Origin of the sequence: Streptomyces sp. NPDC002888 (assembly GCF_042888465.1) — a bacterium.
GTDB lineage: Bacteria > Actinomycetota > Actinomycetes > Streptomycetales > Streptomycetaceae > Streptomyces.
Map to the genome: position 1 here is coordinate 295,260 of NZ_JBIAPU010000006.1, position 12,922 is coordinate 308,181.

Genomic DNA, 12,922 nt, shown 5'->3' on the forward strand with positions numbered 1-12,922 from the left:
AGGGGACGCGAGGTAGAAGAAGATGGCCGAGGAGCAGGTCGCGTCCGCCGCGGCGCTCACCGAACTGCGCGAGCGGTTGACTCACGGTCTTGCCCGTGCCCGTCTGACCAAGAAGACCCTCGCCGACGCGGTGGACCTCAGCCGGACGACCGTCCAGGAGGCCTTCCAGGCGGACGGCCGTGTCCCGTCCGCGCAGACGGTCGCGGCACTGGCCCGAGCGCTGCGCCTGCCCGTCGAGGAGATGCTGGACCTGCGCCGGACCGCCACCGGTGAAGCCAGGTCCACGGAGGCGCCGGAGCCGGGCCCGGGCAGGCCGATCGGCCGGTGGAACCCCCACGATCTGGAGGTGCATCCCGCCGGTCCCGCCCTGGTCGCCGAGCTGTCCGGCTACGTGCCCCGGGCCCACGACCGCGTCCTCGCCGAGGCGGTACGGCACGCCGGCGAGGGGCGCAGCCGCATGGTGGTCCTCGTCGGCTCGTCGTCCACGGGCAAGACGCGGGCCTGCTGGGAAGCCGTACAGCCGCTGGCCGTGGACGGGTGGCGGCTGTGGCATCCCTTCGACCCGACGCGGGCCGACGCCGCCCTGGCGGACCTGCAATGTGTGGTGCCCCGTACCGTCGTGTGGCTCAACGAAGCCCAGCACTACCTGGGCGATCCCCGGCTGGGTGAGCAGATCGCGGCCGCCGTGCACGGCCTGGTGACCGATCCCGCGCGCGGGCCGGTCCTGGTCCTGGGAACGCTCTGGCCGGAATACGCCGAGCAGTACACCGACCTGCCCCGGCCGCACGAGCCCGACCCGCACAGCCGGGCACGGGAACTCCTCGCCGGGCGGACCGTCACCGTCGCGGAGTCCTTCGACCAGGAGGCACTGGCAGCGGCCTCGGCCCTCGCGGACGGCGGCGACCCACTGCTGGCCGACGCCCTGACCCGCGCCCGCGCCGACGGGCGGGTGACACAGGATCTCGCCGGCGCTCCCGAGCTCCTACGGCGCTACGAGACCGGCGCACCGGCCGTCAGGGCGCTCATCGAGGCCGCGATGGACGCACGGCGCCTCGGCGTGGGCCTCCACCTTCCGCAGAGCTTCCTGATCGACGCCGTGCCCGACTACCTCGACGACCACGCCTACGACGAACTCAGCGACGACTGGGCGGAAGCGGCGTTCGCGGACCTCGCCCGCCCCGTCCACGGCAAACAGGCACCCCTGCGCCGCACCGCGCCCCGCCGCAGGCACCGGCCTCCCGGCAGCGCCGTGAGTGCCCCGCTTTCGGTGGCGGGGCCCGTGTTCCGACTCGCCGACTACCTCGAACAGCACGGCCGTACCGCACGCCGACACCTGTGCCCGCCGGCCTCCTTCTGGGCCGCTGCTCATACTCACCTGCCCCAGGCCGACGACCTCGTCGCACTCGCCAAGGCAGCCCGCAGGCGGATGCGTGTGCAATGGGCCCATCACCTCTTCCACCGAGCTACCGAGCGCGGTGACACACACGCCTTCATGGAGCTGGCGGGCATGCGGATGGAGGCCGGCGACACGGAGGCGGCCGAAGCCCTGTATCAGCGCGGCGTCGATGCCGGTGACAGGGGTGCCCTGGTGTTCAGGGCTAGGGAGCGGGACAAGCAGGGGGATCGTGAGGGAGCGGAAGCGCTCTACCGAAGGGCCGCCGAGGGCGGTGACGCATTCGCCCTTGTCCAACTGGCAGGCATGCGGACCGAGGCCGGCGACACGGAGGCGGCCGAAGCCCTGTACTGGCGGGCCGTCGACGCCGGTCATGTGACCTCTCTGCTGACCCTGGCGGAACTGCGTGGTGCAGCCGGGGACGCCGAGGGGGCCGAAGCGCTGTACCGCCGGGCCGCCGACTCGGCTGACCCGTTGTTCCTGCTCCAGTTGGCAGAGGCCCGGGCGAAGCTGGCGCAGGCAAACGGACGGGTGGCCAACCGCGACGGCGTCGAAGTCCTTTACCAGCGGGCCGCTGACTCGGGAAACCCGGTCGGACTCGCGTTGCTGGCGAGGCGGCGGGCGCAGGCCGGGGACGAGGCGGGCGCCGAAGCACTGCACCGGCAACTGCTCGACACCGGGGACGCCGAAGCTCTCGTGGAGCTTGCACAGGAGCGGTTGCGCGTCGGGGACGTCGACGGCGCTGAAGCCATGTACCGGCGGGCCACTGAAACCGGCGACACGACCAGCATGATCCTTCTGGCCGTGATGCGGACGGTGGCCGGGGACCGTGAGGGAGCCGAAGCCCAGTACCGGCGAGCCGCCGAAGCCGGCAGCACACACGCCCTCCTGGAGTTGGCCAGGTCGCGGTGGGAGGACGGAGACACCGAGGGGGCTGAAGCCCTGTTCCAGAGGGCCGTGACCGGCGGGGAGATGGCCGTGCACGTGGAGCTCGCGCGGATGCGGGAGAAGAGCGGGGACGTGGAGGGGGCCGAAGCCGCCTACCGGCGGGCCGCTGACGCCGGATACGCGGGCACGGACGAGGCCCGTCGCAGATGGCCGCACGGTCTGGACCCCGACGGCACCCCCACACCCCACTGGAAGTGACCTCACCCTCCAGCGGGGCCAGGATGCCCTGAGGGTGAGGTGGCCCTACGGATGCCTTTCGAAGCCGGCCTGCGCGAGGAGCGGGTTGAGGGAGTCGACGGTCAAGGCGTACGCGGCGTCCGCGGTGGCGGCGGCGTCCTGGTTGATCGCCAGGATGCCCACCACTTCGCCCAGGTCGTTGCAAAGGGGACCACCGCTTCCGGACGGCGGTACCGGCAACCCCGCCCTGACCACGTGAAGGTCCTCTTCGGGGAACGACTCGAACCTGTCGACGACGGCGGAGACCGTCGTGGTCGGCGTGCCGATGTCGGGCCCGGGAGCCCAGACACGGTCACCGATGCGCATCAGCCTCGGGTATCCCAGGCGCAGCGGAGTCCGCGGTACCGGCTGCGTGAGCCGGAGTACGGCGACGTCGCTGCGGGGTGAATCCGGCAGGTGGACACGTTCCACCGTTCGCGTGCCCGCGTCGGTGTCGATGTGAAGTTCGCTCACCGGGAGCTGCCCGTCGGCCTCGGGAGTCAGCCAGTGCCGGTTGGTGACGACGAGGTCGTCCCGGATCAGGAAACCGGTCCCCGAGGCTCCACCGGCTGTTCGCACCCGTACGAGGGCTGGTCGGACACGGTCGATGAAGGTGTCGGGCCTGGACGGATCGACGGGATCGGCGGACAGCCGACCGGCGTTCGCGGTGAGCATGGCGCCGTATCGGTCGCGGTCGCCGACTTCGGCGGCACAGCGCAGCATCCTGCGGATGTCGTCGGGATCGTCCGGGGGCGAGGGAAGGTCGGCGAGTGCTTCGAGGGCTTGGCGGTACTCGCCGCAGGCATAGCCATTCCTGAAGCGCACGAGGGGATCGGGATCGGCCGCCGCGATCTTGATGAGCGCGGCGTTCCAGGGCGCCACCCGGGCCATGAGATGCCGAATCTGGTTCAACTGCCCGCGCAGCCGGCCGACGAGGCGTTCCCCCTCGGTGAGTGCCTCGTCCTCGGCGGGGCGGTCCAGGTGGTTCCGCGCGTCCGCGACCAGGTTGCCGAGTGCCCGTCGAGCCAGGTCCAGGTCGACCTCCATCTGGTCGGCCTGGCTGAACATCTCGACCAGCGCCTGCTGCGTATCGGCGTCGAGCCTGGCCTGCGACGGACGGTGAGCGGCCTTCCGGTGGCGGAACTCCCGCCATGCCGCCTCACTGTCGTCGTGCATGGCTTCGTCGACCAGCGTGTGGATCCGTTCCCGGACGTTCTTCAGCGAGCGGTCCCGCTCCTCACGCTCGCGCTGGACCTTGTAACGCAGCGTCAGATCTTTGATCTGTTCCGGCCTGAGCAGTGTGGTGTCGTAGGCCTGGATCGAGCGGGACTCGCCGGTCGCCCGGTCCCTTCCGGTCACTTCGAGAACGCAGTTGTGATCGATCTTGAAGGTCACTTCGATCTTGGGAACACCCTTGGCGGCCGGTGGCAGACCGGTCAGCCGGAACTGGCCGATCTTCGCTTCCTTGGTGAGCGATCCGTTGAACGCCTCGATGGCCACCTCGCGCTGCATGTCGTGCGTCGTGGTGTAGATCTCCGTTCGCTCGACCGGGATCGGTGTGTTGGGCGCGATGATCTCCGAGAAGCGCTCGCCCGCGACAGCGATGCCGAGCGGCAGTGCGGTGACGTCTTCCAGCCTCAGCTCTTTCAGAGCGCCGGAGCGGTTCGCGCCGATCAGAGCGGCCCCGCGCGCCACCGAGTTGATCGGGTCCGCTGTCGCCGTCCGGTCCAGCGCGAAGGCCTTCTCGACCACATCACGCACCAAGGGCGACAGCATGGGGCGGCCGACGAGAATCAGGCTGTCGGGGGGATACGGCAGGGACGCCCGGAACTCGGCGCACGCATCGCGCAGGGTGTCCAGTGGCGCGGCGAGGATCCCGGCCAGTTCGTCCCGGCTCAGTTCCAGACGCAGGTGATCCACGCCGGCGAAGCCGGGCAGGAGGTACTCGGCGTGCTCCTGTGCCGACAGAGCCACTTTGAGGTGTTCCGCCGCGATCAGCAGTCGCCGACGTTCCGCCTGGCCGAGCGGCAGCGGAACACCCTGTTGTTCCAGCTTGCCCTCCAGCGCTTTGGCGACCGCCGCGTCGAGGTTCTTGCCGCCGAACTCGGTGTTTCCGGCCACGACCCTCACCTTGTGGCGGATGCCGGTGACTTCGACGAGGCTGATGTCGAGGGTGCCGCCGCCGAGGTCGACGACGGCGATCCGGCCCGCCAACCGCCGGTCGTGCGCGACGGCGACGCATGCGGCGGTCGGTTCGTGGATCAGCTGTGCCGCCTTGACCCCGGCGATCTCGCAGGCGGAGCGGGTGGCATGGTGCTGGTTGTTGGTGAAGTAGGCGGGAACGGTGACGACCGCCTCTCCACGATCCAGTCTCAGGTCGTGGTTCTGCTCGGCCCAGGAGAGCCATTCGTCCCAGACCTCGCCCAGCTCGTCGCGCGCCAGCTCGGCGACGCGGTCGCGTACCTGCGCGGCGAGGAAGTCCTCGACGAGGCTGCGGGCATGGCGGATCACCCGGGCCGCCACATCCTCCGGCTGGTAGCCGTGGCCGGGAATTTTGAAGCCCTTCCGGTGGCCCATCCACCGCTTGGCGTCGTCGATGTGCCCCAGGAGCCGACCGCCCAGTGTCTCCTCACCGCTCAGGCCGATCAGCTCGTTCTTCTGCTTGTCCAGGCTCAACGTCGAGGCGAACTGCGGCTCTCCTTTCCACGGGCACAGCACGGGCTTCCCCGTCCTGGTGTCGAAGACCGCGGCGGCGCTGGTGGTGGTGCCCAGGTCGAGGCCCCAGACCCGGGCGAAGCGCACGTCGGTCTCGGCACGCGCCTGGCCCACCCACGCCTCGGCCCGTTCCTCGAACCGATGCCGCTCCACGGCACCGGCCTGAGCCAGCACGCTGTCCACCTCGGACGACCGGTGGGGTGGTACCAGGTCCTCCTCACGGAGCCGGCGCAGCTCGTTGAAGGCTCGTGTGCCTCGTCCGCGGAGCCGGATCGCGGTCGCGCAACGCCCGACCAGCTCGTCGAACTCCCGGGTACGACGCAGGCAGTCGGCCAGGCGGGGGTCCTCGATCGCCTCGTCGCCCAGCCAGTCGACCAGGCAGCGGGTGGCGGCGGCGAAGTCCTCCGCCTGACGGAACAGGTCGACAGCCTGCCCGGGCCGGTCGGTCTGCTGGTAGAGCGAGGCCGCGCCCAGAAGGTCGCCGCCGGCTTCGTACACCTCCGCGAGAGCGTGTCGGCCCTCGGGTGTCTCGTCGCCCTTGAGGACGCGGGCGGCCTCCCCCAGCAGTCCGGCCTGCCGGAACAGGCGCACGGCCCGGTAGAGCTCATCGGCGACTTCGGCGCGTCTCGCCGCTTCGGCGATTTCCCCGGCCGACTCCTCGAACCGGCTCCAGGCACCGTATGCGGTCCGCCGGTCGGCGCCCTCCGCCAGCTCCCGCGTGGTCCTGGTGAAGTGCATCCGGGCCGACCGGAGCAGGTCGTCCCGCAGGACGTCCACGTCCTCCCGGCGACTCACCACGGCCGGTGTGACCGGCACGGCTCGCTGCAGGTGGACGACCAGCTCCTGCACCTGCCGGGCCGCGTCGGCGAACTCCCGCCGCTCCACCAGGAGGTCGATCCCGGGCCGGCACAGCCCGGCCAGGCGAGCGAGCCGGTCCGGTTCGTCCGCCTGGCAGGTGGCGATGGCCTCCAAGAACTGACCGAGGTGCTCATGACACGCACTCACCCGGCCCAGCTGCTTGGCCTCCTGGTACGCGGGCAGCGCGTCGATGTACCGCATCGCCTCGAAGTGCAGGTCCCCGAGGTGCTTCGCCTGCTGGACGACCGCGTCGAACTCCGCCGCACGGCGGGCCAGTTCCAGCCCCGCCTCGGCGTCGGCGATCGCTGACGACGCCAGACAGCACTCCAGCGCCTGCTTCTCACGCGCGGACGTGTCGGCCAGCCGGACCGCTTCCGCGCCCCGCCCGAGGAAGCACCGGACGTCGAACAGCTCCGGCAGACACTGCTTCGGCAGGTGATCGAAGAACGATCGCCACAGTTGGGTGTCGTGCTCCAACCGGGCCCGGGCCACGTATCCGCGCAGCACCACGGCCGCGACTTCGGCACCGAGCACGTGCAGGTCCTGCCAGCGCAACAACTGGGAGGCCAGCGAATCGGCGTCACCGCCGTCGGCGAGCAAGGCCGCCATACGGTCCCGGGACTGGATCTGAAGCGCGTCCAGCCGCACACGGGTCGCGATCTCGAACACGATGGTCAGAACATGACGGTCGTCCCGCAGCGACACATGACCCAGCCATGCTTCGTCATACGGAGTGAACGGGTAACACCTGTCCGGGATGAGGCGGTCGTAGGAGCGGAAGAATCCCGCGGCCGCATCCGGGTCCACCCGAAGAGCAACGCGTAAGGCGTCACGGTAGGAGCGTGCGGCCCGGTCGAGAGCCGTCCCGTCCGGGCCCGTTCCGGAGAACCGCTTCTCCAGTCGCCCCGCGGCCAGTCGCACCCGCCGCTGTCCGCCTCCGGCCAGCCAGTCCCCGAGCAGGTCGCCCAGACCTCGGCGGGGCGCGCCGCGTACGGCGGTGACACCACTGTCCGCACCGGACGGCCGGCCGCCCTGATCGGGGGGCGAATGGATGATCACGTTTCCGTTGATCGGGCCTGCCTGCACCAGATTCCGCATCCTGCCGGAGGCGTCGTTCCGCGTCTGGTTGTCGTCGCCCATGTGCGCCCCCGATTCACACCACACCGATGCCGCAGGCACCACTGGTTCATGAAGTCACCGGAAAGTATCGGTGGTCGGCGTCCGGCTTGTCAGGACTTCGGCCAAAGCCCGCCTTCACACCCTCAGGGCCACAGCAGCTCCTTGGCCCACGCCCCCGTCGGCCGCCGGTATCGGAGCCGCAGGTGTCGGCGGGCGCTGTCCCCCTGGAAGAACTCGACCTCCTCCGGCCGCAGCCGGTACAGCGTCCACGTCCGGGACTCGGCCGCCGGGTCCTGTCGGGCATGCTCCCAGGCCGCCTCCGACGCCCGCGCCAACTCCTCCGCCGAGCCCAGCACCTCACTCTGCCGCCCGGTCAGCGCGGCAGCCAGCGCGCCCGTCGAGCGTGCGTGCAGGTCGGCCTGCGCCTCCTCGGCCGGGGCGACGGAGACCGGCCCGCGCACCCGGACCTGGCGGCCCAGGACGGGCCAGTAGAAGGTGAGGGCCGCGTACGGGTGGGCGGCGAGCTGGCGGCCCTTGCGGCTGGTGGTGTGGGTCGCGAAGGACCAGCCGTCGGTGTCGGCGCCGTGCAGCATGACGATGCGGGCGTCCGGCAGGCCCTCCTCGTCCGCGGTCGCCAGTGTCATCGTGTGCGGCTCGCGCTCACCGGCCGCCACCGCCTCAGCGAACCAGGCCGTGAAGAGGGGCAGGGGTTCGCCGGGCGCCGTCTCAGGGTCGAACACCGGAAGCTCGGTCACCTCCGGGTCCCACACCCGCAGTGACCTCAGCAGCTCATGAAGATCCGTAGCCATGCTCCGAGTATCCGGCGTCCGCCGGGCATCCCTAGGGCCTGTCTGACAATTCCCGTCTGCCTCGCGACGCCATGCACGCCCTCTCGCCGCACCGGGCGCAGACCCAAGTACGTCCAGTACGAGGGTCTACGCCCGGCACGCCGAGAGCACGCACCTGACGCCGCGAGGCCGCCCTCCGGGCGACGACGGGAATCGTCAGACAGGCCCTAGCGCCGGGCGAACTGGACCCGTGTCGCCTGTACGGCGTCCGGGCGCACGGCGAGCCCCTCGACGGTCAGCCGCTCCCCGTAGACGTCGGTGAGCCTGATCGCGTCGCCGCACCCGGCGCCCTGCTCGGAGAGGAAGTAGTTGTACTCGGTGCGGGGCAGCGCGCTCCAGCCACCGTTCGTACGGACCTCCAGGCGGGCCAGCGGATTGCGGTGGCCGATCGCCTGGATGCCGCACCAGTACTGGGTGGACCCCGTCTTGTAGCGGATCGAGATCGTGTCGGACGTGCTCGGGCTCAGCAGGCTCCACGTGATCGGGATCCGGCCGGCAGAGAGGGGCGCCAGCTTGGCGAACGCCTGTTGACTGAGGTCGAGTTGGCCCGCCTCACAAGGCGCCGGGCACTCGTTCGTGATGCGGACGGTGACGGACTTGCCGCCCGCGCGGACGAGGACGTACGCGCCGCACGCCTTGGACGTCTCGTAGTCGGCGGTGTTCATCGCGGCGGTCATGACGTCGGTGGTCGGCCCGTAGGAGCAGGCGCCGTCGCCGTTGCCGACGTCGTAGGAGGTGGCGAGTCCCTTGTAAGTGGCTCCGGGCCGGATCCGGCCGGCCGACGGTGCGGCGGCGGCGACCGGTGTCCTGGGGGTGGGCTCGGCCGACGGCCGCGTGGACGCGGGTGCGGTGGTGGGACTGGCCGAAGGAGTCTTTCCAGCGGCCGGTTTACTGGCCGTCGCGGTCGGGGACGCCGTGGACGGCTTCGGTTCCGGTGACGCCGACGAGGCCGTTGCCGTGGGCGACACGCTCGCCGGGGCGCCGGCCACCGGCGCGACCTTGTCCTGACCGCCGCCGGATCCGCCGTCGGGGCGGAAGGCCACGACCAGGGACACGACGAGCGCGACGGCCGCCACGGCCACCACCGCGATCGCGGGTATGCGGGCCGGGCGCCGGTCGGGGCGGGAACGGCGGTGCGAGGAGGATGCCACGGATGATCCTTACGCGGTTCGGCGGAGCACGTCTTTCGAACTTCAAAACTTCCGATGCGTCAGTGGTCGCCGAAGACCGAAAAGGTTGCCGCGCCGTCGCCGGCCCTTGCCGGGCAGTCAGTCCCGCCCCAGGACCACCGTCCCCGAGGAGCAGAACCATCCCCCGGTGCCGGAGGCGACCCCCAGGCGCGGCAACCCGCCGTCCGCGCGCCGCACCTGCCGGGTCTCCGCCTCTCCCCGCAGCTGCCGTACCGCCTCCACCAGCAGGAACAGCCCTCGCATCCCGGGGTGCTGGGCCGAAAGGCCGCCCCCGTCCGTGTTCACCGGCAGGGCTCCCGACAGGGTCAGCCGCCCCTTCTCCACGAACGCCCCGCCCTCGCCCTTCGCACAGAACCCGAGGTCTTCGAGGGTCACGAGGGTCATGTACGTGAACGCGTCGTAGATCTCGGCGAAGTCCATCTCCTCGGGCCCCACGCCCGCCCGCTCGAACGCCCGCCGCCCGCTCACCGCCGCCGGTGACACCGTGAAGTCGGGCCACTCGGACATGGTCGAGTGCGAGACGTGCTCCCCGGTGCCGAGCACCCATACCGGCGTGCTGCGGCAGTCCCGTATGTACTCCTCGGCCGCCAGCAGCACCGCCGCCCCGCCGTCGGAGCGCAGGCAGCAGTGGAGCTTGGTGAAGGGGTCGGCGATCATCGGGCCGGAGAGGACGTCGTCGACGGTGATCGGGTCGCGGTACATCGCCCCGGGGTTCAGTGCCGCGTTCGCCCGGGCCTGGACGGCCACTTCCGCGAGCTGCTCGATGGTCGTGCCGTACTCGATCATGTGGCGTCGGGCGGCCATCGCGTACTTGGCGATGAGGGTGTGGCCGTAGGGGACCTCGAACTGGAGGGGGCCGCGCGCGCCGAAGGAGAGGTCGCCCGTGCGCCGGCCCGCCCGGATGTCCGCGCGGGCCGTGGAGCCGTAGACCAGCAGCACCGCGTTCGCGTGGCCCGCGGTGATCGCGTCCGCCGCGTGGGCCGCCATGACCTCCCAGGTGGCGCCGCCGACCGAGGTGGAGTCGACCCAGGTGGGGCGCATCCCCAGGTACTCGGCGACCTCGACCGGTGCGAGGACGCCCAGGCCCGCCGAGGCGAAGCCGTCGATCAGCGCACGGTCCAGGCCCGCGTCCGCCAGGGCCCTGCGGGCGGCCTGGGCGTGCAGGGCGTAGGGCGTCGTGTCGTCCACCCGGCCGCAGTCCGACAGGGCCACGCCGACCACGGCCACCTTGCGGTTCCCTGGGGTCACCATGAATCTGACGGTATATCAGATCGGAAACGCGCGACAGCCTTCCCGCCTCCGGCCCCCACCCCTAACATGACGGACCGTCAGATCGGGAGGGAAGGCAGCCATGGACGCCAGCTTCACCGCCGAACAGGACGAGATCCGCCGCACCCTGCGCGAACTGCTCCACAAACGCTGCGGACCCCACGAGCTGCGCGCCGCCCTCGACACCCCCACAGGCCACGACCCCGCCCTCTGGACCGCCCTCGCCGAACAACTCGGCCTGCCCGGACTGGCCCTGCCCGAGAAGTACGGCGGCGTCGGCTGCACGGTCACCGAACTCGCCCTGGCCTGCGAGGAGACGGGCCGCGCACTGACCCCCTCCCCCCTGCTCGCCACGGCTGGACTCGCCGCCCCCCTCCTCCTCGCCCTCGGCACCGACCCCCAGCGCGCCGACCTGCTGCCCCGCCTCGCCGCCGGCACCCTGACCGCCGCCCTCGCGGTGCCCGGCCCCGGCCTCGCCACCGCCCTCGCGCTGACCGGCGGCAACGGCGGCGACTGGGCGGGCGGGGGCCGTGCGGGCGGAGTGCAGGCCCGGCGGGGGCCGGGCGGCGGGTGGCGGCTGTACGGGGAGGCGGACCAGGTCCTCGACGGACACAGCGCCGGGCTCCTCGTGGTCGCCGCCCACACCGGCGGCTTCGCCCGCTCCCGTACCCTCCTCTTCCTCGTCCCGGGGGACGCGGCCGGACTCGTCCGCGTCCGGCAGACCGCGCTGGACGCGACGCGGCCCCGGGCCCGGGTCCAACTCAGGGACGCAACGGCCGAGTTGCTGGGTGAACCGGAGGCGGACATCTTGGCGGCCCTCTCCGCCCTCGGTGACCGGCTCGCCGCCCTCCTGGCCTGCGAGGCCGTCGGGGCCGCCGACCGGGCGTTGGAGCGGACGGTGGAGTACGTCGGGCAGCGCGAGCAGTTCGGGCGGGCGATCGGCTCCTTCCAGGCCGTCAAGCACCGGCTGGCCGACGTGTACGTCCAGGTGCAGGCGGCGCGGTCGGCGGCCTACTACGCCGCCTGGGCGAGCGCGCACACGGAACGGGTGGGCGGCCTCGCCCTCGCCCAGGCGCTTCAGGCGCTGCGCACCGCCGCCGGGGAGGCGATCCAGCTGCACGGCGGCATCGGGTTCACGTGGGAGCACGAGGCCCACCTGTACTTCAAGCGGGCCGCGGGCGACGAGCTGCTCTTCGGGCCGGTCCACCGACTGCGGGCGCACGCCGCCGACACGGCACGACTCTTCGAGCGGACGGAGGTGGCGGTGTGATCGGCGTCCGGGTGGTGCAGAAGGTGTCCTCGACGCGCGGCTTCGCGAAGGTCGCCCCGCACGTCATTCCGGCGCTGGACCGCGCCGTGCACCGGCTCACGCGGGGAAAGGTGCTGCTCAGCGCGCAGCTGCTGCCCGGGGTCGTGCTGACCTCGACCGGTGCGCGCAGCGGGCAGGCGCGTCGAACACCGCTCGCCTGCATGCCGGAGGGCGGTGGGCGCGGCTGGCTCCTCGTCGGCTCCAACTTCGGCCGCGGCGGCCACCCCGCCTGGACCCACAACCTCCTCGCCCATCCCGACGCCGAGATCAGCTGGAAGGGCGAGGACGTCCCGGTCACGGCACTGCTTCTCGAGGGGGAGGAGCGGGCGGCGGCGTGGCAGGCGGTGCTGGCGTTCTGGCCGCCGTACGCGACGTACCAGGAGCGGGTGGAGCGGGAGATCCGGCTGTTCCGGATCAGCCGCCGAGTGCCAGCCGCTGGACCAGCAGAAACGCCCCGATCCCCAGCATCGCCGCCCCCGACGTCCGGGTGACCGCCCGGGCCGCGGCGGGCCGGGCGCCGAGCACCGCGCGGGCCAGGACGCCCACCGCCGCGTACACGGCGGCGCAGCACGCCATGTGCAGCAGCCCCAGGACGGCGGTCTGCGCGGGGATCGGGAGGTGCGCGTCGCGGGTCACGAGGAACTGGGGCAGGACCGAGAGGTAGAGCAGCAGCCCCTTGGGGTTCAGGCCGCTGATGGTGGCCCCGCGCAGGAAGACCCGCCCGCCGCCCGTCACCGCCGTCTCGCCCGCCTCCGGCACCCCCGGCCGGCGCAGCACACTCCACCCCAGCCACACCAGGTAGGCCGCCCCCGCCACCGTCAGCGCGGTCAGCAGCGCAGGCGACCCGGCGACCAGGACCGCGAGCCCCGCCGTCGCGAGGACGGTGTGCAGCGCGTACCCGGAGACCAGCCCGGCCACCGCCGCGCCCACCGAGCGCCCGCGCAGCCCCGCGGCGATCACATACGCCCAGTCCGCGCCCGGCACGCACACCAGCAGCAGGTCGACGGCGAGGAAGGAAATGAGTGTTGCGGAGTCCATGCTGGGGACATTAGGCGCG

At 71.9% G+C, this 12,922-nt stretch carries 8 protein-coding genes; 3 read left to right on the plus strand and 5 right to left on the minus strand.

Going from position 1 to position 12,922, the window contains the following annotated elements:
* The first annotated feature begins 22 nt into the window (after positions 1-22).
* Positions 23-2,539: a hypothetical protein gene (locus ACFYWX_RS12890; protein ID WP_389424004.1), complete on the plus strand. Its 2,517-nt coding sequence runs from the start codon at positions 23-25 to the stop codon at positions 2,537-2,539.
* A 45-nt stretch (positions 2,540-2,584) separates the two neighbouring features.
* Here the strand turns inward: ACFYWX_RS12890 and ACFYWX_RS12895 are convergent, their stop codons facing one another.
* From ACFYWX_RS12895 to ACFYWX_RS12910, 4 genes are all read right to left on the minus strand, one after another.
* Complete coding sequence (locus ACFYWX_RS12895; RefSeq protein WP_389424005.1) at positions 2,585-7,270, minus strand: Hsp70 family protein; 4,686 nt, start codon at positions 7,268-7,270, stop codon at positions 2,585-2,587.
* A gap of 122 nt (positions 7,271-7,392) precedes the next feature.
* Positions 7,393-8,058: a pyridoxal 5'-phosphate synthase gene (locus ACFYWX_RS12900; RefSeq protein WP_389424006.1), complete on the minus strand. Its 666-nt coding sequence runs from the start codon at positions 8,056-8,058 to the stop codon at positions 7,393-7,395.
* A gap of 206 nt (positions 8,059-8,264) precedes the next feature.
* On the minus strand, positions 8,265-9,248 hold the full coding sequence (locus ACFYWX_RS12905) for an expansin EXLX1 family cellulose-binding protein (protein WP_389424007.1): 984 nt from the start codon (positions 9,246-9,248) through the stop codon (positions 8,265-8,267).
* A 117-nt stretch (positions 9,249-9,365) separates the two neighbouring features.
* Positions 9,366-10,535 carry an acetyl-CoA acetyltransferase gene (locus ACFYWX_RS12910; RefSeq protein WP_389424090.1) on the minus strand — a complete coding sequence of 390 codons (1,170 nt, stop codon included), beginning with the start codon at positions 10,533-10,535 and terminating at the stop codon, positions 9,366-9,368.
* A 103-nt stretch (positions 10,536-10,638) separates the two neighbouring features.
* Here ACFYWX_RS12910 and ACFYWX_RS12915 point away from each other — a divergent pair, with 103 nt between their 5' ends.
* Both ACFYWX_RS12915 and ACFYWX_RS12920 read left to right on the plus strand, forming a co-directional pair.
* Positions 10,639-11,826, plus strand: a complete 1,188-nt coding sequence (locus ACFYWX_RS12915) for an acyl-CoA dehydrogenase family protein (RefSeq protein ID WP_389424008.1) — start codon at positions 10,639-10,641, stop codon at positions 11,824-11,826.
* Positions 11,823-12,356: a nitroreductase family deazaflavin-dependent oxidoreductase gene (locus tag ACFYWX_RS12920; RefSeq protein ID WP_389424009.1), complete on the plus strand. Its 534-nt coding sequence runs from the start codon at positions 11,823-11,825 to the stop codon at positions 12,354-12,356. Before ACFYWX_RS12915 ends, ACFYWX_RS12920 begins: the two co-directional genes overlap by 4 nt.
* On the opposite strand, the gene ACFYWX_RS12925 is transcribed toward ACFYWX_RS12920, so the two are convergent.
* On the minus strand, positions 12,280-12,903 hold the full coding sequence (locus ACFYWX_RS12925; protein WP_389424010.1) for a LysE family translocator: 624 nt from the start codon (positions 12,901-12,903) through the stop codon (positions 12,280-12,282). The genes ACFYWX_RS12920 and ACFYWX_RS12925 overlap by 77 nt on opposite strands.
* Between the last annotated feature and the right edge of the window lie 19 nt (positions 12,904-12,922).

What these genes read in the sequence shown, in the direction of transcription:
- ACFYWX_RS12890 (WP_389424004.1), top strand. Translation starts at nt 23, where the DNA reads ATGGCCGAGGAGCAGGTCGCGTCCGCCGCGGCGCTCACCGAACTGCGC.
- ACFYWX_RS12895 (WP_389424005.1), bottom strand. Translation starts at nt 7,270, where the DNA reads ATGGGCGACGACAACCAGACGCGGAACGACGCCTCCGGCAGGATGCGG.
- ACFYWX_RS12900 (WP_389424006.1), bottom strand. Translation starts at nt 8,058, where the DNA reads ATGGCTACGGATCTTCATGAGCTGCTGAGGTCACTGCGGGTGTGGGAC.
- ACFYWX_RS12915 (WP_389424008.1), top strand. Translation starts at nt 10,639, where the DNA reads ATGGACGCCAGCTTCACCGCCGAACAGGACGAGATCCGCCGCACCCTG.
- ACFYWX_RS12925 (WP_389424010.1), bottom strand. Translation starts at nt 12,903, where the DNA reads ATGGACTCCGCAACACTCATTTCCTTCCTCGCCGTCGACCTGCTGCTG.